The sequence below is a fragment of the Streptomyces sp. NBC_00513 genome (assembly GCF_041431415.1).
Classification (GTDB): Bacteria; Actinomycetota; Actinomycetes; order Streptomycetales; family Streptomycetaceae; genus Streptomyces.
Genome location: NZ_CP107845.1, coordinates 1,092,802 through 1,111,378, shown reverse-complemented (window position 1 = coordinate 1,111,378; position 18,577 = coordinate 1,092,802). Strand labels below are relative to the sequence as shown.

The window sequence follows — 18,577 nt, the reverse complement described above, 5'->3', positions numbered from 1 at the left end:
ACGGCCCCGTGGGCCCGTCGGTCCCGGGGTCGACATCCCGCGGGTTCGACGGCCGACGGGTCGGCCCGGGCGCGGGGTCAGCGCCCGCCGGACACCCGCAGGACGGCCCCCGTCGTGTACGAGGCCTCGGGGGAGAGCAGCCACGCGATGGCTCCGGCCACCTCTTCGGGCAGTCCGGCCCGGCCCAGGGGGATCGTGGCCGCGGCCCGGCCCGGCCGGTCGGGGTCGCCCATGGCCGCGTGCATGTCCGTCTCGATGATGCCGGGGGCCACGGCGTTGACCCGGATCCCGTCCGGCCCCAACTCCTTGGCCAGGCCCAGGGTGAGCGCGTCGGTGGCGGCCTTGGTCGCCGCGTAGTGGACGTAGTCCCCGGGGCTGCCGAGGGTGGCCGCCGCCGAGGACACGTTCACGATCGCCCCTCCGGTCTCCGCCATGTCCCGGGCCGCCCTGCGGCAACAGAGCAGGTAGCCGAGGAGGTTCACCTCGACGACGCGCCGCAGGTCCTCGGTCCGGGCGTCGGCGAGCCGGCCCAACGGTCCGGTCACCCCCGCGTTGTTGACGAGCCCGGTGACGACGCCCAGTTCCGCCCCGGCGATGTCGAAGAGCCGCTCCACGGCGCACTCGGTCGAGGTGTCGCCGCGTACGGTCACGCAGCGCGCCCCGGTCGCCCGCACGAGGTCCGCGGTGGCATCGGCGGCCGCGTCGTCCCGGGCATAGCCGAGAGCGATGTCGTGGCCGTCGGCCGCGAGCCGTACGCAGGTGGCCGCGCCGATGCCCCTGCCGCCTCCCGTCACGACGGTGACCGGACGAAGTGACATGCGAGCCTCCTGTGTGGCGTGGTGCGCGAGCCGCGCCCTCGACCGACGGACGATCGGTGCCGACGGATCCTCGCCGGCGCGGCAGGCTAACACCGCGATATCCGCTGGACCAGCGTAAATGGCGCGGCGGAGAGTGGCCGTGGACTCCGGGGGCCGACGCCGTCACGCCCGGCGACATCCACGACCACCGACCCGCATCCCGAGGAGGCAGCCATGTCCACCCTGCGCGTGAGCGCCGAACAACTGACCGTCCACGAGCATCCGAACGCCGACGCTCTGGAGTTGGCCCAAGTCGGCCTCTACCGGGCCGTCGTCGCGAAGGGTGCCTACCGCACCGGGGACTTCGCCGTGTACATCCCCGAACAGGCCGTCCTGTCCGACGCGTTGATCGCGGAGTTGGGACTCACCGGACGGCTGGCCGGCGGCGCGGCGAACCGGGTCAAGGCCGTCCGGCTGCGGGGCGAACTGTCGCAGGGCCTGGTCTGCCGGCCCGCCGCGCTCGCCGGCGTGGACCTGGAGGTGGCGTCGAAGGAGGGCGCCGACTTCGCCGAGGTCCTCGGGATCACCAAGTGGGCCCCTCCCATCCCGACGACGATGAGCGGCGACGTGGAATCCGCCCCCGACCTGCTGCCCTGGGTGGACATCGAGAACCTCCAGCGCTACCCGCAGATCTTCGAGCCCGGCGAACCCGTCGTCCTGACGGAGAAACTCCACGGCACGGCCTGCCTGTTGACGTACGTCGCGCGAGAGGAACGCGTCCTGGTCTCCTCCAAGGGCTTCGGTGCGAAGGGACTGGCGCTGAAGGAGGACGAGCGCAACCTGTACTGGCGGGCCGTCCGCGGCCACCGGGTCGCGCAGGTCGCGGCGCGGCTGGCCGAGCAGCTCGGCGCGAGCAGGATCGGCGTCTTCGGCGAGGTGTACGGCTCGGGCGTACAGGACCTGTCCTACGGGACGGACGCGCGCACGGCCGACGGCCCGCCCGGGTACGCGGTCTTCGACCTGTCCGCCGAGATCGACGGACAGGTGCGTTGGCTGGATCCGGCGGACCTGATCGCCGACGAACTCCCGCTGGTTCCACGGCTGTACGAGGGCCCGTACGACCTCGACACCGTCCTGGAGGTGGCCACCGGCCGGGAGAGCGTGTCCGGCCGGGCCGTCCATCTGCGCGAGGGCGTCGTCATCCGTCCGGTGGTGGAGCGGTACAGCCCGGTCGTCGGAGGCCGGGCCATCGCGAAGGCCGTCAGCCCGGCGTACCTGACCCGCAAGGGAGGCACCGAGTACGAGTGAGCGCGCGGCGCAGGCCGTTGACAGCCGGTCGGGGGCGCCCGGATCATCTGGGAGAGCGCTCTCCCCGAGCCTCGTTCGGCAGTCGGAACGAAAGGGACGCCATGGGCGACGGAGACGGCGGCGACGTGGAACGGCTCGCCGACAAGCTCGACCCGCACCGGCGGGTACGCCTGCTCACGGGTGCCGACACCTGGCGGACACCCGCCGAACCAGGCATCGAGCTCGGTGAGTTGGTGTTCTCCGACGGGCCGGCCGGAGTGCGCGGACCTGGTTGGGACGAGCGTTCCACCGCGGCCCTTCTGCCCTGCGCCGGCGCCCTCGGCGCGCTCTGGGACGAGGACCGGGTCCGGCTGCTCGGGGAACTGCTCGGGGAGGAGGCGCGCCGCAAGGGGGTCCACGTCCTCCTCGCGCCCAACCTCAACCTGCACCGCAGTCCCCTCGCCGGCCGCCACTTCGAGTGCTTCGCCGAGGACCCCGCGCTGGCCGGTCGTACGGGGGCGGCCCTCGTGCGGGGCATCCAGTCCCGGGGTGTCGCCGCCACCGCGAAGCACTACGTGGCCAACGACTCCGAGACGCAGCGGCTGACCGTCGACGTCCGCGTCGACGAGCGGGTGCTGCGCGAGCTGTACCTGGCGCCCTTCGAGGCGGCCGTGCGCGCCGGGGTCTGGCTGGTGATGTCGGCCTACAACAGCGTCAACGGGACCACCATGAGCGAGAGTCCACTGCTCACGGAGCCGCTCAAGGGGGAGTGGGGGTTCGACGGCGTGGTCGTCTCGGACTGGGGCGCCGTCCGCGCGAACGTCGCCGCGGCGCGGGCGGCACAGGACCTGGTGATGCCGGGCCCGGGCGGGCCCTGGGGCGGGGCGCTGGTCGAGGCGATGGACGAGGGCCGGGTACCGCCGGAGGTGGTGGAGGACAAGGTGCGTCGCCTGCTCCGCCTGGCGTCCCGGGTCGGAGCCCTCGGCCTACCGGGCCCGTCGGACCGGTCGAACCCGTCGGATCGGCCCGAACCGTCCGGCCGGCCCGGCCCTTCGGGTGCGCGGTCCCGGTCGGCGGCACCCGACGAAGGGCGTGCCCCGGCGCGACCGTGGCCCGCGGACCGGGTGCGGGCGGTGGTGCGGGAGGCCGCCGCCGCCGGGTTCGTGCTGCTGGAGAACCGGGGGGTACTGCCCTTGGACGTCGCGGCGTTGGGGAGCGTCGCCGTGATCGGGGCGCACGCCGACGAACCCCGGGTGCAGGGCGGCGGCAGTTCCGAGGTGTTCCCGGACCGGGTGGTCACCCCGCTGGACGGGTTGCGGGCGGCCCTGCCCGAACGGGTCCGGGTGGTGTACGCGCCGGGCCCGAGACCCGCCGCCGGCGCGGGACCCGCCCCGCTGGGGCCCCGGCACGCCCGGGACCCGGAGAGCGGGGCCCCCGGGGTGCGGCTGCGCGTGCTCGACGCCGACGGAGCCGTACTGCACCATTCGCTCCAGCCCTCCGGCAGGGTCCTGGAACCGGCGCTGGCTCCCGGCGCGCACACCGTCGAGCTGGCCGCGGACCTGCACCCCGACACGACCGGGCCGTGGACCCTGGGGCTCGCCGGCTTCGGGCACCTCGGCGTCACCGCCGACGGAACCCCCTTGCTCGACGGGGAGTTCCCGCCCGAGACCGACGACCCGGCCGTCGTCCACGTGCGACCGCCCCAGCACACCGCCCGCGTCCACCTCACGGCCGGCCGTCCCGCCCGGATCGTGGCCCGCCGCACCCTGGCCCCCGGCACCGGCCGGGCCACCGTGCTGACCGCGGCCGGGCCCGAGCCCGACCCCCGACGCGCCCGCGTCGAGGCGGTGGCGGCCGCCCGGGCCGCCGATGTCGCCGTCGTGGTCATCGGCACCACGGAGGGCGACGAATGCGAGGGGGTGGACCGCACCACCCTCCAACTGAGCCTCAAACAACAGGAGTTCGTACACGAGATCGTCCGCGCCAACGCCCGTACGGTCGTCGTGGTGAACTGCGGCGCGCCCGTCGAGCTCCCCTGGCGGGGGGACCCCGGCGCGGTCCTCCTCACCTGGTTCCCCGGGCAGGAAGGGGGGCACGCCCTGGCCGACGTGCTGCTCGGCCGGGTCGAGCCGGGCGGCCGGCTCCCCACCACCTGGCCCGCCACGCTGGCCGAGGCCCCGGTCCGCGAGACCCGCCCCGTCGAGGGCGTCCTCCCGTACGAGGAGGGCCTGCACATCGGCCATCGGGCCTGGTTGCGATCGGGCACCGAGCCCGCGTACTGGTTCGGCCACGGACTGGGATACACCACCTGGGCGTACGAGGACCTGGGCCGCCCCGAGCCCGCCCCCGGCGGCCACGAGATCCCCGTCGTCCTGCGCAACACCGGCACCCGGCGCGGCCGTGAAGTGGTCCAACTGTACGTGTCCAGGCCCGAGTCGACGGTGGAGCGGCCGGTGCGCTGGCTCGCCGGATGGGCGGCCGTGGAGGCCGAACCGGGGGAGAGGGTGACGGCGTACGTGCGCCTGCCCGAGCGCGCCCTCCAGTACTGGTCGCCGGAGCCTCGGGGGTGGGTGACCGAGCCGGGCCGGTTCACGCTGCTCGCCGGTCGCAGTGCCGGGGACCTGCCCCTGCGGGCGGCCCTCGACGTCTGACAGCCGGCCGCTACAGTGCGGCCATGAACAGTGGGGGGAGCAGCGGAACGGGTACGGGCACGGCCCCGACCCTGGAGGACGTGGCCCGCGCGGCCGGAGTGTCACGGGCGACGGTGTCCCGGGTGGTCAACGGCGTCCGGAACGTCGACCCGGCCATCGCCGAGGCGGTCCGGCGGGCCGTCGCCGCGACCGGGTACGTGCCGAACCGGGCCGCGAGGTCCCTGGTGACGCGCCGCTCGGGGGCAGTGGCGCTGGTGGTCTCGGGCGCCGGCACGGAAACCTCGGAGGTGTTCCAGGACCCCTTCTTCGGTCGGGTGGTCGGCGGAGTCGTACGGGCGCTGCGCCCGCGCGGCGTGCACCCCGTGCTGCTGTTCGCCGACTCGGCGCAGGACCGGGCCGAGGCGCTCGCCCACCTGAGCCGGGGCGGCGCGGACGGCGCGCTGCTCGTGACGACCCACGGCGACGACCCGCTGCCCGCGATGCTCGCCGAAGCGGGCATACCGACCGTGCTCTTCGCGCGCCCCGCGACGCCCGGCCTGCCGCTGGACAGCGTGGACCTGCGTCACGGCGAGGGCGGTGCGCTGGCCGCCCGGCACCTGCTGGCGCGGGGCCGCGGCCGGCTCGCCGCGATCGGCGGACCAGCGGACGTGGCGGCGAGCCGGGAACGGGTGGCCGGGTTCCGTGACGCGTTGGGCGGGGGAGCGGTCGGCGCGGTCGCCGGCGGTGTCCGGGTCGTGGATGCCGACTTCACCGTGGAGGGCGGCGAGCACGCCATGCGCATGCTGCTGGCCGAACAGCCGGACCTGGACGGGGTGTTCGCGGCCAATGACCTGATGGCGCTGGGTGCCTGTCTGGTGCTGCGCGAGCACGGGCGGCGGATTCCGCAGGACGTGGCGGTGATCGGCTTCGACGACTCCAGCGCGGCGACCGCGTCCCGGCCGAGACTGACGACGGTGCGGCAACCGGTGGAGGACATGGCGGCCGAGATGGTGCGGCTGCTACTGGACCGGGCCCCGGACCGCACGGAGCCCGAAGTCGTCCTGTTCGACGGGGAACTGGTGATCCGCGACTCGGCCTGACCCCGCCCGCGGCGCCGGGCCGCGCCGAGCCCCCTCCTCGGTACCGGCCTCCCACGCCGAGCCCCCACTCGGTACCAGTCGCCCGCGCCGAGCCGTCCCCTCCTGCCCGCGCCGCACTGGCCCGCGCCGCGCCTCCCGTCCCGCCGGCCCACCCGCCCCGCCCGAGCCACGCAGTCCCGTCAGGCCCGCCGCCGGCCGATCGCGGGTCACCCGCTCATCGGCCGGCCCCGCGATCGGGCACCGCTCACCCCGGGCGGCCCGCCGGTCCGCCCCGGACCTCCAGGGCCGTCTGCCAGCCCGGCTGCTCGGTCGGCGGTTCCGGGAGCCTGCGTCGGCCGCCCGCCGTGAAGAACGCGGACAGCGGCAGCGTCGCCGCGCCCACCGTCACCGCGTCCGGGCCGAGGGACCCCAGGTCGATGGTGACGCGGTCCGCGGGGTGGCGCAGGGAGTACCGCGTCGCGTGTTCCCGTACCGACGGGAGGATGTGCGGGCCCAGCAGCAGGCCCGCCCAGCCGCCGATCAGGATGCGTTCGGGACGGAAGAGATTGATGAGGTCCGAGAGGCCCGCGCCCAGGTACTCGGCCGTCTCCTCCAGGACGTCCACGGCCACCGCGTCCCCGGCGAGGGCCGCCGCCAGCAGGGCCGACAGGGCCTCCTCCTCGTCCACCGCGTCCATCGCCTCCCCGGCGCCGCCGTCCCGCTCCGCCCACCGGGCCAGCACCGACTCGGCGCCCGTGTAGGCCTCCAGGCAGCCCCGGGCCCCGCATCGGCAGCGCCGCCCGCGCACCGAGACGGTCAGGTGTCCCCACTCCAGCGCGGTGCCCGCGCCGTCGGTGATCAGGCTCGCACCGACGCCCGAGCCGAAGAGGACGACCACGGCCTCGCGCGCTCCGCGTCCCGCCCCGAACCACATCTCCGCCTGGCCGAGGGTCCGGGCGCCGTTGTCGATGATGTACGGGACCTCCTCCGGCAGGGCCTTGGTCGCGCGCAGCAGCGCCTCCAGCGGCACGGCGTCCCAACCGATGGTCTGACCGTGCACCACCGTTCCGCCCGGGGCGTCCCGGTCCACTATCCCGGGCACGCCCACCCCGACGCCCAGCAGCCGGTCCGTCCCGACCCCGGCTTCGGCGAGCACGGTGGCGATCCCGGTGCGGACGTGGTCCACGATCGGGCCGACGTCGTAGCAGCCGCGCGGTTGCAACGGGAGTTCCGTGCGCGCGAGTTCCGTGAGCGTGAGGTCGAACAGCTCGACGCGGACGCGGGTTTCGCCGACATCGACGCCGATCATGTGGGCGCTGCCCGGCGCGACCCTGAGGAGGGTGCGGGGGCGGCCACCGTCCGAGTCGACGATCCCGGCCTCCTCCAGCAGGCCGTCGGCCACCAGTTCGCCGACGACGTTGCTGACGGATCCGGAACTCAGTCCCGTGGCCGGGCCCAGTTCCTGACGGCTCATCGGGCCGCCGAAGTACAGCTGCCGGAGTACCACGCTGCGGTTGCCGCGCCGCAGGTCCCGCACTGTTCGTCCGCTACGCCCTGTGGTCATCCGGCCCCTTCCGCAGTGACATCCAGCGCAACATACCCCTGCGCGACCCCTTGACGCGACCCTTTCGCGAGGCTTAACTCACGTCCTAAATTAAGGCCTGGACGGAGCGGGTGCCCACAAGGCGCCGTGCGCACCACCACGAGGCGCCGCACGGCACGGACGACGCCGTACGGTGCCTCAACCCCCGCACCACCCGTCATACGCCGTTCGCCACTCGCAGGCCTCCTCCCGACCCTCCCGAAAGGGCCAGATCCGCCATGCGCAGAACCAGAGCCGCCGCAGCCGTCGCCGTCACATCCGCCCTCCTCGCCGCCGCCACCGCATGCGGCGGCGGCTCCGCGGACAGCGGGGGCGCCAGCAACACCGCCCCCAAGGAGCTCACCTACTGGGCCTCCAACCAGGGCCCCGACATCGCGGCGGACCAGGCGACCCTCGGCCCGGAGCTGAAGAGGTTCGAGCAGCAGACCGGCATCAAGGTCAAGCTGGAGGTGGTCCCCTGGTCCGACCTCCTCAACCGGATCCTCGCGGCCACCGCCTCCGGCCAGGGCCCGGACGTGCTCAACATCGGCAACACCTGGTCCTCCTCCCTCCAGGCCACCGGCGCCCTGCTGCCCTGGGATGCCAAGAACTTCGACGCCATCGGCGGCAAGGACCGCTTCGTCGCCTCGGCCATCGGCTCGGCCGGCGCGACCGGCAAGGACCCGGCGGCCGTCCCCCTGTACTCGATGTCGTACGCGCTCTACTACAACAAGAAGATGTTCCGGGACGCCGGCGTCGAGAAGCCCCCGGCCACCTGGGACGAGATGGTCACGATCGGCCAGAAGCTGTCCAAGGACGGCAAGTGGGCGCTCGGCGCCGAGGGTTCGAACCTGTCGAACAACATCCATCAGGCCTTCGTGTTCTCCAAGCAGCACGGCGCGGAGTTCTTCGACGGCGCCGGCAAGCCCACCTTCGACAGCCCCGGCAACGTCGACGCCGTCAAGCAGTACGTCGACCTGATGGCCAAGGACAAGATCATCGCGCCCGGCAACGCCGAGTACGACAAGAACCAGTCCCTCCAGGACTTCGCCAACGGCAAGACGGCGATGGTCCTGTGGCAGAGCGCCGCCACCAGCTTCAAGGCCAACGGGATGGAGGAGGGCGACTGGGGCGTGGCCCCCGCCCCCGTCCCGGCGGGCGGCACGCCCGGCGCCGGGAAGAACACCAACTCCATGGTCGCCGGCATCAACATGGCCGTCTTCAAGAACACCGACAACATCGACGGGGCGCTGAAGTTCGTGAAGTTCATGACCAGCGACGAGGAGCAGAAGGTCCTCAACAAGTCCTACGGGTCCATTCCGCCGGTCAAGGCCGCCCAGACCGACGGCGCGTTCGCCACCGACGATCTGACCGTGCTGCGCGACACCCTCGGCACGAGCGCCGCCCCGCTGCCCCAGGTGCCGGAGGAGTCCCAGTTCGAGACCGCCGTCGGCACCGCCGTGAAGGAGCTGTTCGCCGAGGCCGCCGCGGGCAACCCGGTGACCACCGAGTCGGTCAAGGCGAAACTGACCAAGGCCCAGCAGCAGATGTCGAAGTGAGCACCGCCCGATGACCTCCGTGACCACGGAAGGCGCCGGACGGCTGCGGCGCACCGCGACCCGGGTGCGCGGCACCGGTCGCGTGCGCCGCGCCGCCCTGCCCTACCTCCTGCTCCTGCCCGCACTCCTCCTCGAACTGCTCATCCACCTCGTCCCGATGGTGATGGGCATCCTGATGAGCTTCCGGGAACTGACCCAGTTCTTCATCCGGGACTGGTCCCGCGCCCCCTGGACCGGCTTCGACAACTACGACCTCGCCGTGGACGTCAACCGACCCGTCGGCGAGGCCCTGTTGGGCTCCTTCCTCACCACCTGCCTGTTCACCCTGCTCTCCGTGGCCCTGTGCTGGTTCCTCGGCACCGCCGCCGCCGTCTTCATGCAGGAGAACTTCCGCGGCCGCGGCTTCCTGCGCGCCCTGTTCCTGGTGCCGTACGCCCTGCCCGTCTACGCGGCGGTCATCACCTGGGCGTTCATGTTCCAGCGCGACAACGGCCTGGTGAACCACGTCATCCACGACCAACTCGGCCTCGGCGGGGCCGAGCACACCTTCTGGCTGCTCGGAGACAACAGCTTCTGGGCCCTGCTGATCGTCTCCGTGTGGAAGGGCTGGCCGTTCGCCTTCCTGATCGTCATGGCGGCCCTCCAGAACGTCCCGAAGGAGCTGTACGAGGCCGCCGCCCTCGACGGCGCCGGCATCTGGCAGCAGATCCGCCGGATCACGCTGCCCTCGGTCGGCGCGGTCAACCAGGTCCTGATCCTCGTGCTGTTCCTGTGGACCTTCAACGACTTCAACACGCCGTTCGTGCTGTTCGGCAAATCCGCCCCCGAGGCCGCCGACCTGATCTCCATCCACATCTACCAGTCCAGTTTCGTCACCTGGAACTTCGGCACCGGCTCCGCCATGTCCGTCCTGCTGCTGCTCTTCCTGCTGCTGGTAACCGCCGGGTACCTGTTCCTGACCACCCGAGGCCGGAGGGACGCCGATGCCTGACCACCGCCCCCGGGCACGCACCCGCTCCGCGCTCGACCCGCCCCTGTCCTTCAAGGTGATCCGGGCCGTCTTCCTCACCCTGCTCACGGGTTTCGTGGCGCTGCCCGTCTACGTGATGATCACCAGCTCCCTCAAGCCGCCGGCCGACGTCGCGGGCGCCTTCCGGTGGATCCCCAGCGGGCTCACCGTCCGCCCGTACATCGACATCTGGCACACCGTCCCGCTCGCCAAGTACTTCCTGAACTCGCTGATCGTGGCCGGCGCCGCCACCGTCTGCTCCGTGGTCATCGCCGTCTTCGCCGCGTACGCCGTCAGCCGCTACCGCTTCCGAGGCAAGCGCCTGTTCACCGTCACCGTGCTGTCGACCCAGATGTTCCCCGGCATCCTCTTCCTGCTCCCGCTGTTCCTGATCTTCGTGAACATCGGCAACACCACCGGAGTCGCCCTCTACGGCTCCCGCGGCGGGCTGATCCTCACCTACCTGACCTTCTCCCTCCCCTTCTCCATCTGGATGCTCATCGGGTACTTCGACTCGGTGCCCCGCGACCTCGACGAGGCCGCCACCGTGGACGGCTGCGGCCCCCTCGGGGCGCTGTTTCGGGTCGTGGTCCCCGCGGCCGTCCCCGGCATCGTCGCCGTCGCCGTGTACGCCTTCATGACCGCCTGGGGAGAGGTCCTCTTCGCCTCGGTCATGACGAACGACACCACCCGCACCCTGGCCGTCGGACTGCAGGGCTACTCCACGCAGAACGACGTGTACTGGAACCAGATCATGGCCGCCTCGCTCGTCGTCAGCATCCCCGTCGTCGCCGGATTCCTGCTGCTCCAGCGGTACTTGGTGGCCGGACTCACGGCAGGAGCCGTCAAATGACCCTTTCCGAAACCCGCCTCGACACCGTGCACGCCACCGTCCACGGCGCCGTCGACCTCGGCGCGCTGCCCCGCGACTTCGCCTGGGGCACCGCCACCTCCGCCTACCAGATCGAGGGCGCGGTGGCCGAGGACGGCCGCTCCCCGTCCATCTGGGACACGTTCTCCCACACCCCCGGGACCATCGACGGCGGCCACCACGGCGACACCGCCTGCGACCACTACCACCGCTGGCGGGACGACATCGCCCTGATGAAGGAACTCGGCACCAACGCCTACCGCTTCTCGGTGGCCTGGCCCCGCGTCGTGCCCGGCGGCGACGGGCCGGTCAACGCCAAGGGCCTGGACTTCTACGACCAGCTGGTCGACGGCCTGCTCGCCGCCGGCATCACCCCGTCCGTCACCCTCTACCACTGGGACCTGCCCCAGGCCCTCCAGGACCGCGGCGGCTGGCCCGAGCGCGCCACCGCCGAGGCCTTCGCCTCGTACGCGCACGTCGTCGCGGAGCGCCTCGGCGATCGGGTCACCCAGTGGACCACCCTCAACGAGCCGCTCTGCTCGGCGTGGATCGGCCACCTGGAGGGCAAGATGGCCCCCGGTCTCACCGACCTCACCGCCGCCGTCCGCGCCTCCTACCACCTCCTGCTGGGCCACGGCCTCGCCACCCGTGCCATCCGCGCCGCCGCCCCCGGCGCGCGGATCGGCATCGTCAACAACCTCTCCACCGTCCAGGCGGCCACCGACCGTGACGCCGACCGGGCGGCCGCCGTACGGATGGACGGACACGTCAACCGCTGGTGGCTCGACCCCGTCCACGGCCGAGGCTTCCCCGCCGACATGCGCGAGGTCTACGGCGTGGACCTCCCCGAACGCCCCGGCGACCTCGACGCCATCGCGGCCCCCCTCGACTGGATCGGCCTGAACTACTACTTCCCGCAGACCGTCGTCGCCGACCCGACCGGACCCGCCCCCCACGCCCGCCAGATCGACCTGCCCGGAGTCCCGCGCACCGGCATGGACTGGGAGGTCGACGCGAGCGGCATCGAGACGCTGCTCATGCGACTCACCGAGGAGTACGGCGCCCGACGCATCGACGTCACCGAGAACGGCTCCTCCTACCCGGACACCGTCGCCCCGGACGGCAGCGTCCACGACCCCGAACGCGCCGCGTACCTGACCGCCCACCTCGCCGCCTGCGCCCGCGCCGCCCGCCGCGGCGCGCCCGTGGCCGGCTACTACGCGTGGTCCCTGCTCGACAACTTCGAATGGGCGTACGGCTACGACAAGCGGTTCGGCCTGGTCCGCGTGGACTACGACACCCAGGAACGCACCGTCAAGACCAGCGGAGCCCACTACGCCGACCTGATCGCCGCCCACCGGGCGCTCTGAGCCCCGGCGGTTTCCCGCGCCGTGCCCGCCCCGCTTCCCGGGGCGGGCACGGCCTTTCGTGATGAGATGCGGAACAGATGATTCCAGCCGCGCGCGGAAAGGTGGGACGCATGTCGTTGAACGTCGAGGCCGAGGGCACCATGCGGGCGATGGTGTACGAGACGTACGGCGGGACGGAGGTGCTCACCGAGACCCGGCTGCCGGTCCCCAAGGTCGGGCCCGGCGAGGTCCTCGTCCGGGTCAGGTGCGCCTCCGTCAACCCGGTCGACTGGAAGATCATGGCGGGTGGCCTCGACGGCCTCATGGACGTCGTGTACCCCGTGATCCCCGGCTGGGACGTGGCCGGGACGGTCGAGTACGTCGGCATCGACACACCCGAGTTCACCGCGGGCGACGAGGTCATCGCCTACGCCCGCAAGGACTACGTGCACGGTGGCACCTTCGCCGAGTTCGTCACCGTGCCGGTACGGGCCCTCGCGCCGAAGCCCGTCTCGCTCAGCTGGCAGGAGGCGGCCGGACTGCCGCTGGCCGGCCTCACCGCCTACCAACTGCTCACCCGCCTCGACACCGGTCAGGACGACACCGTCCTCATCCACGGCGCGGCCGGCGGCGTCGGCTCCCTCGGCGTTCAGATCGCCCGCGCCCTCGGCGCCCGCGTCATCGGCACGGCCTCCCCGCGCAACCACGACCGGCTCCGCGAGCTGGGCTGCGAACCCGTCGCCTACGGGGACGGCCTCACCGAACGGGTCCGGGAACTGGCCCCGGACGGGGTGAGCGTCGTCGCCGACTTCGTGGGCGGCGTCCTCGACGTCACCAAGGCCGTCCTCGCCCCCGGGGGCCGGCACGCCTCCATCGCCGACCCCGACGTGCTCGGCGCCGACGGCCAGTGGATGTGGGTGCGCCCCGTCGGCGACGACCTCGCCGCCCTGGGCGGGCTCGCCGACACCGGACGGCTCGGCGTCACCGTCGCCAAGACCTTCCCGCTCTCCGAACTGGCCGCCGCCTTCGAACTCAGCCAGGACGGACACACCGCCGGGAAGATCATCCTGGAGGTCTGACGGCCTCCGAGCCGGCTGCCGCGGACATGACCGCGCGCCGCCCGGTGGTCGACCGGACGGCGCGCGGCACCTGCGGCAGGGTCAGGTCTGCCGATCAGGCATGGACGCCGAAGTGGAAGAGGGAGTAGCCGTACCCCGTGCCGCGCCGGGTCAGCTCCAGCCGCACGTAACGGCCCGACGCGGCGACGTCGAAGTCGTCGATCCCGCCGTCACCGGACGAAGTGGCGTACGCCGTCCGCCAGTTCTGGCCGTCGTCCGACACCTTGACGGTGTACGCCTGCCCGTACGCGCTCTCCCACACCAGCTGTGCGTGCTTCAGCCGCCTCACCGATCCCAGATCGACCTGGAGCCACTGCTGATCGGCCCAGGTCGTCGCCCACCGGGTGTCGTCGCGTCCGTCCGTCGCCGACTGCGGGGTGCACGGGCAGCCGCCGTACCCGTCGTTCTGGTAGGTGGAGGCGGTGGTCGGCCGGCCCCGTGCCACGTCCGTGCCGGCCACCGGCGGCGGCACCACGCGGACCGAGCGCTGTTCGACGCCCACGTTGCCCCGCCCGTCCTTCGCCTTGACGTACAGCTTCCACACACCGGTCCTGGCGGGCGCCGTGACCTTGAGGGTGCCGTTGCCCAGGTACGTGGACGGCGCCGAGACCAGCCCGCCCCCGCCGTCCACGTACTTGCCGCCCCACAGCACCTCGTACGCGAGCGGATCGCCCTCCGGGTCGGTCGCCGGGGCCTGGACCGTCACCTCCTTGCCCGCGGGGACCGCCCCCGGGTCCGCCACCGACGGCACGGCCACGGTGGGCGGCAGGTTGTCGCCCGCCGTGTCGCCGCCGTAGGCCCGCTTGACGGCGTAGTACATGTGCCGGCGCTCCCCGGCGGGGGTCAGGTTGAACCAGTGCCCGCCGAAGTCGTACTCGGTGCCGTAGTGGAAGACCGTCGCGCCCAGCGCCACCCCCCGGTGGCCCGTGACGCAGTTCCACGCACCGGTGTAACCGTCCGCCTTGGCCTTGTCGCCCGGTTCCAGCGGTACGCCGTTCGCGTCGTTCGGCACCTCCCACTCACCGGCCGGACCGGTCTCGGTGATCAGGTACGGCTTGGTGTACCCGCCCTGCTCCCACGCCTGCCGGACCCCGCAGACCTCCTTGTAGGAGTTGACCGAGTACAGGTCCAGGTCGGGGGAGTTGCGCTTGTAGTACGTCCACGCGCCCACCCACGCGTCCGTGGAGGTGACGGGGTGGTTGGCGTCGATCCGGTGGATGGCCTTCGCGACGTCGTTGACAAACGTGGTGTAGGCGTTGCGCTGGTTCTCCAACTCGGTTCCGGAGTAGCAGTTCTGCAGGCCGAGCACGGACTCGTTGCCGACGTTCCACATCAGCACGGCCGGGTGGTCGCGATAGGTCTCCACCCAGCGCGAGAACTCGGCGAGCATGGTGTTCTTGTAGCCGGTGTCCGTGACGTAGTTCGTACAGCCGCCGCTGCCCGGGCCGCCGCCCGGCTGGAGCCAGAACCCGGCGACCACCTTGACGCCGTTGTTCGCGGCCGCGTCGAACAGCGGCCGGCTGCTCGCGTCCGTGCCCCAGGTCCGGACGGTGTTGGCGCCCAGCGATCTCACGTCGGGCAGGAGTCGGGCGGCGTCGGCCGGGGACGGACCCCAGGTGACACCTTTGACGAGGTACGGCGAACCGTTCACGCTGAGCTGCCAGTTGCCCTGGGAGCCGGTCACCTTGACCACGCTGCCGGCTGCCTGCGCCGGGGCCGCGGGGATTGCGGTGACGGCGCCCGCGAGCAGGGCGGCCGCGGTGAGGGCGCGCATGCGGGAGTGCATGCCTGAGCCTCCTTGGGAGTGGGGGGAAGCGGGGAGGGAACGCGAGGACGCGCCCTACGGGAGCCGGTAGTCGGGGCCGAGGACGGCGCCCGCCTCGGGGTGGGTCTGGTCGTAGCCGCGGGCGTCGCACTGGAGACCGCCCTTGACGCAGTGCTCGACGAGGGCGTTCAGGGTCCGGTCGTCCCACGCGTTGAAGAAGTCGAAGTGGAACGTGTGGCCGGCCCCGCTGGAGAGCCTGACCTGCGACATGTTCCCGCTGACGGGGAAGGCCATCTTGAACTCGACCATGGGCAGCGCCACCGGGTGGGAGGTCGGACAGACGTTGTTGTTGGTGCCGGCCTTCACCGTCGGATACGCCATGTGGGCCTTGTGGTCAGGGGTGTCGAGGTACTTGCCGTCCCAGCAACTGGGCGCCTGGAAGCGGATGTTGAGCTGTGTGCCGGCCGGGCAGTTCGCGGGGAACTCGACGTTCTTGAAGCTGTCGCCGCACTCCCAGCCCTCGACCCAGCCCTTGTGCGCGCGGAACTCCGCCGCGGTCTGGGTCGGACCGCCGACGAGGAACCGCAGGCCCTTGGGGAAGGGGCGCACGCTCGTGTGGTCGGTGACCCCGGCCTTGTAGTAGATGACCTGGGGTCCGGTGGGCAGTACGGCCTGGTTGCCGTTGTAGAGCGTCGGCATCCAGTAGCCCGACAGGTCGCCGACCGCGTTGCAGGCCGTGCCGCCCGTGCTCAGCGAGGAGGTGGTGCTGAACGCGTCCGTGGTCGTGTTGCCCATGAAGGTGTGGTCGTGGGAGGCGCCCGGCCGCCCCGCGAAGACGATCGGGTCGTCCGGGGCGGTCCGGGTGACCGCGCAGTTGGCCTGGAACTCGTGGAAGTAGCGCGGGGCCGGCTCCCGGTCGGACGGGGTGACGCCGGTGACCTGCGGAACGGCCGGGATGTAGCCGTCGCCGTCGGGGTCGTCGCCGGTGGCGAGCGGGGCGACCGCGGCGTGGTTCATGCCCGCGTGCGCGCCGGCGCCGGAGTCCGGGGTCGCCTGGGCGGTCAGCGCGGACGCGCCGAGACCGGCTGCGGCGGTCACGGCGAACGCCGCCGAGACCAGGAGTGCGGACAGGGTCCGCGAGCGGATTCTCATCGTGCGGCTCCTTCGGGGTGGATGGGAGAGCGCTCTCTCGGACGGCCCGGAAAACGCGGGGCGGCCGCCGGGCCGCCCCGCGTCCTGCGGGGGGTCAGGGGTGGATCAGGGGAACGAGACCACGGTGGAGGGGGTGGTCGACGTCCCCGAGGTGGGGGCGCCGGTGTTGTTGATGACGTGCTCGTACTGGCCGTTCCCGCCCAGCGAGACGACGAGCAGGTCGTGGAAGCGGACACCGGACTTCACCGGCGCCTGGAAGCCGTGGTCCTGACGGATCGTCGGATCCACGTTGTAGTAGCAGTAGCTGCCCAGACCCCAGCCCTCGTGCGTGTTGACCGAGTCGGCCACCTTGTAGGCGGCGTAGCCCTTGATCGAACCGTTCTGGATCGCGGCCTGGTTGGGGGCGTCGTACGCCTTCTCGTTCTGGAAGAAGATCGTCCGGCCGCGCTCGCCGTTCCACTCGACGTCGTACTTGTTGAAGTGCTCGACGAACAGCCCGGTGGCCAGCACGTCGTCACCGTTCACGCGGAAGCCGTAGTCGGAGCGGTTGGTCTCCCAGCCCACCCCGTCGCCGTGGTCGGCCCGCCAGATCCACGTGTGGTCGACGATGGTGTCGTGGTTGTTGATCACCATGCCGGCGGTGGCCTTGCCCGCACCGGCGCCGCCGACGCGGATGAACACGTCCTGCACGGTCGTCGGGTTCGCCGCGTGGTCCGTGTTCGCGCCGGCCGGACCGACCTCCAGCAGGGTGGGGGAGTTGACCTGACCGGCGTCGATCAGGAAGCCCGCGAGCCTGACGCCGTCCACGTCGGCGACCTTCATGGCGGTCACCCCGTTGTCCGGGATGATCGTGGCGAGGCCCAGGCCCAGGACGACCGTGTCGGGGCGGTTCACCTGGATGGTCTGGTTCACGTGGTAGACGCCCGGGGTGAAGAGCAGGTGGAGGCCCTGGGCCAGCGCCTGGTTGATCGTGGCGGCGCTCGCGCCCGGCTTGACCACGTAGAACCGGCTCAGCGGGATCGAGGTGCCCTGCGGGGTCCCGTTGCCCCAGGAGGTGCCGCGGGCGTTCACCCGCTTCGCCGGGGCGAACACCTTGTACTCGTTCCCGTCGAGGTACAGGAAGGGCTTCTCCCGCGAGACGGGGGTGGTGTCCAGCGTGGTGTAGCGCGGCTCGGGGAAGCCCTGGGCCGGCGCGCCCTGGGTGCCGGAGAACACCTGGTTCCAGACGGAGTTGGACCAGCCGCCGATGGAGCTGTCGCGGGTGTACCACTGCTGCTGCGAGTAGTTGCCGACCTGGCCGTCGATCCTGGAGTCGGCGATGTACCCGCCGGAGGCCCAACCGTAGCCGTTGGGGGCCAGGTTGAGTCCGCCCTTGACGTGCATCCGGCGGAACGGCGCGGCCTGGGACACGGCCCAGCGGTCGGTGCCGTTGACCGGGTTCAGTGCCAGGTTCTCCGCCGAACGCCAGAAGTTCTGCGTCGCGTTGCCGCCGAACCAGCCGGCGTCGACGGTGACGTCCCCGTTGATGGTGGTGTCGTCCGGGCTGAGGCCGAGACCCGAGATCGAGGTGTAGAAGCCGATCTGGGCGTTGAGGCCGTTGTACGTGCCCGGCTTGAACAGGAACTGGTAGCGGCCGGAGCCGAACTGGGCCGACTCCTGCTGCGCGAAGACCTGGTCCAGCCGGGCCTGGATGTTCGGCGTGGACGGATCGAAGACGATCACGTTGGGGCCGAGGTCGCCCCCGCCGGGGAGCGCCGGACCGGTACCGCCCGTGCCGTACACCTGGAACTCCCAGAGCGAGTAGCCGTATCCGGTGGCGCGCTGGGTGCCGTACACCCGGACGTAGCGGGCGGTGCCCGTGACGTCGTGGGTCTGGACCCCGCCGGCGGAGGTGGCGGTGGAGTGGGCGGTGGACCAGTTGGCCCCGTCGGCGGACAGTTCGACCCGGTACGCCTTGGCGTACGCGGCCTCCCAGCGCAGCACGACCTGGCTGATCTGCGCCGGGGCGCCCAGGTCGACCTGTATCCACTGCGGGTCGGCGAACTGGCTGGACCAGCGGGTGTTGGTGTCGCCGTCCACGGCCGCGGAGGCCGGGGTGCCGCCGCCCTCCACGGTGGAGGCGGTGGCGGGCCGGCCCTGGGAGAGCAGCGTGGGCGCCGCGCTCGCGGTGGCGCCGGGGAGCAGCACGAGGAGGGCCGCGACCAGGGCCGCGGCGAGGGCCGCGACGGTGAGTCTCGGCGGGCGATCGTGGAGCAGGGGCATGCGGGGCACTCCTGACGTCGAGGATCCGGGGGGATCGAAGCGTGAGTGAACTGCCCGGCGCGGGGGGCGTCAAGGGGTTGAGCGTTCATGAACTGAAGATCCAACGAGGTGTCAATT

At 72.2% G+C, this 18,577-nt stretch carries 13 protein-coding genes; 8 read left to right on the top strand and 5 right to left on the bottom strand.

Annotation, left to right across the window (positions count from 1 at the left end; translation table 11 throughout):
• Positions 1-77: 77 nt before the first annotated feature.
• Positions 78-818 (bottom strand): SDR family oxidoreductase, encoded by a 741-nt coding sequence (locus OHA84_RS05365; RefSeq protein WP_053682086.1) that lies wholly within the window; start codon positions 816-818, stop codon positions 78-80.
• Between the two features lie 213 nt (positions 819-1,031).
• Here OHA84_RS05365 and OHA84_RS05360 point away from each other — a divergent pair, with 213 nt between their 5' ends.
• The 3 genes from OHA84_RS05360 to OHA84_RS05350 all read left to right on the top strand — a co-directional run bounded on the left by OHA84_RS05360 (position 1,032) and on the right by OHA84_RS05350 (position 5,814).
• Positions 1,032-2,105: an RNA ligase (ATP) gene (locus tag OHA84_RS05360; RefSeq protein WP_266973006.1), complete on the top strand. Its 1,074-nt coding sequence runs from the start codon at positions 1,032-1,034 to the stop codon at positions 2,103-2,105.
• Positions 2,106-2,206: 101 nt separating this feature from the next.
• On the top strand, positions 2,207-4,735 hold the full coding sequence (locus OHA84_RS05355) for a glycoside hydrolase family 3 C-terminal domain-containing protein (RefSeq protein WP_266973008.1): 2,529 nt from the start codon (positions 2,207-2,209) through the stop codon (positions 4,733-4,735).
• Positions 4,736-4,758: 23 nt separating this feature from the next.
• Positions 4,759-5,814 carry a LacI family DNA-binding transcriptional regulator gene (locus tag OHA84_RS05350; protein WP_266973010.1) on the top strand — a complete coding sequence of 352 codons (1,056 nt, stop codon included), beginning with the start codon at positions 4,759-4,761 and terminating at the stop codon, positions 5,812-5,814.
• A gap of 244 nt (positions 5,815-6,058) precedes the next feature.
• Here the strand turns inward: OHA84_RS05350 and OHA84_RS05345 are convergent, their stop codons facing one another.
• Positions 6,059-7,357, bottom strand: a complete 1,299-nt coding sequence (locus tag OHA84_RS05345; protein ID WP_266973012.1) for an ROK family transcriptional regulator — start codon at positions 7,355-7,357, stop codon at positions 6,059-6,061.
• A gap of 257 nt (positions 7,358-7,614) precedes the next feature.
• Between OHA84_RS05345 and OHA84_RS05340 the strand changes: the two genes are divergently transcribed.
• From OHA84_RS05340 to OHA84_RS05320, 5 genes are all read left to right on the top strand, one after another.
• Positions 7,615-8,934 (top strand): sugar ABC transporter substrate-binding protein, encoded by a 1,320-nt coding sequence (locus OHA84_RS05340; protein ID WP_266973014.1) that lies wholly within the window; start codon positions 7,615-7,617, stop codon positions 8,932-8,934.
• Positions 8,935-8,944: 10 nt separating this feature from the next.
• The gene (locus OHA84_RS05335; protein WP_266973016.1) at positions 8,945-9,925 is read left to right on the top strand and encodes a carbohydrate ABC transporter permease; all 981 of its coding nucleotides are present in this window, start codon (positions 8,945-8,947) and stop codon (positions 9,923-9,925) included.
• Positions 9,918-10,796 carry a carbohydrate ABC transporter permease gene (locus tag OHA84_RS05330; RefSeq protein ID WP_266973018.1) on the top strand — a complete coding sequence of 293 codons (879 nt, stop codon included), beginning with the start codon at positions 9,918-9,920 and terminating at the stop codon, positions 10,794-10,796. Before OHA84_RS05335 ends, OHA84_RS05330 begins: the two co-directional genes overlap by 8 nt.
• Entirely contained in the window at positions 10,793-12,184 is a 1,392-nt protein-coding gene (locus OHA84_RS05325) for a GH1 family beta-glucosidase (RefSeq protein WP_266973020.1), read from the top strand. Before OHA84_RS05330 ends, OHA84_RS05325 begins: the two co-directional genes overlap by 4 nt.
• A 140-nt stretch (positions 12,185-12,324) precedes the next feature.
• A complete protein-coding gene (locus OHA84_RS05320) occupies positions 12,325-13,242 on the top strand; it encodes an NADP-dependent oxidoreductase (RefSeq protein ID WP_199826623.1) in 918 nt (305 codons plus the stop codon).
• A 94-nt stretch (positions 13,243-13,336) separates the two neighbouring features.
• Here the strand turns inward: OHA84_RS05320 and OHA84_RS05315 are convergent, their stop codons facing one another.
• The 3 genes from OHA84_RS05315 to OHA84_RS05305 form a co-directional block, all read right to left on the bottom strand.
• On the bottom strand, positions 13,337-15,067 hold the full coding sequence (locus OHA84_RS05315; protein ID WP_266973022.1) for a discoidin domain-containing protein: 1,731 nt from the start codon (positions 15,065-15,067) through the stop codon (positions 13,337-13,339).
• Between the two features lie 54 nt (positions 15,068-15,121).
• The gene (locus OHA84_RS05310) at positions 15,122-16,198 is read right to left on the bottom strand and encodes a DUF1996 domain-containing protein (protein WP_266973024.1); all 1,077 of its coding nucleotides are present in this window, start codon (positions 16,196-16,198) and stop codon (positions 15,122-15,124) included.
• 105 nt (positions 16,199-16,303) lie between these two features.
• A complete protein-coding gene (locus OHA84_RS05305; protein WP_266973026.1) occupies positions 16,304-18,460 on the bottom strand; it encodes a discoidin domain-containing protein in 2,157 nt (718 codons plus the stop codon).
• Positions 18,461-18,577: the final 117 nt, after the last annotated feature.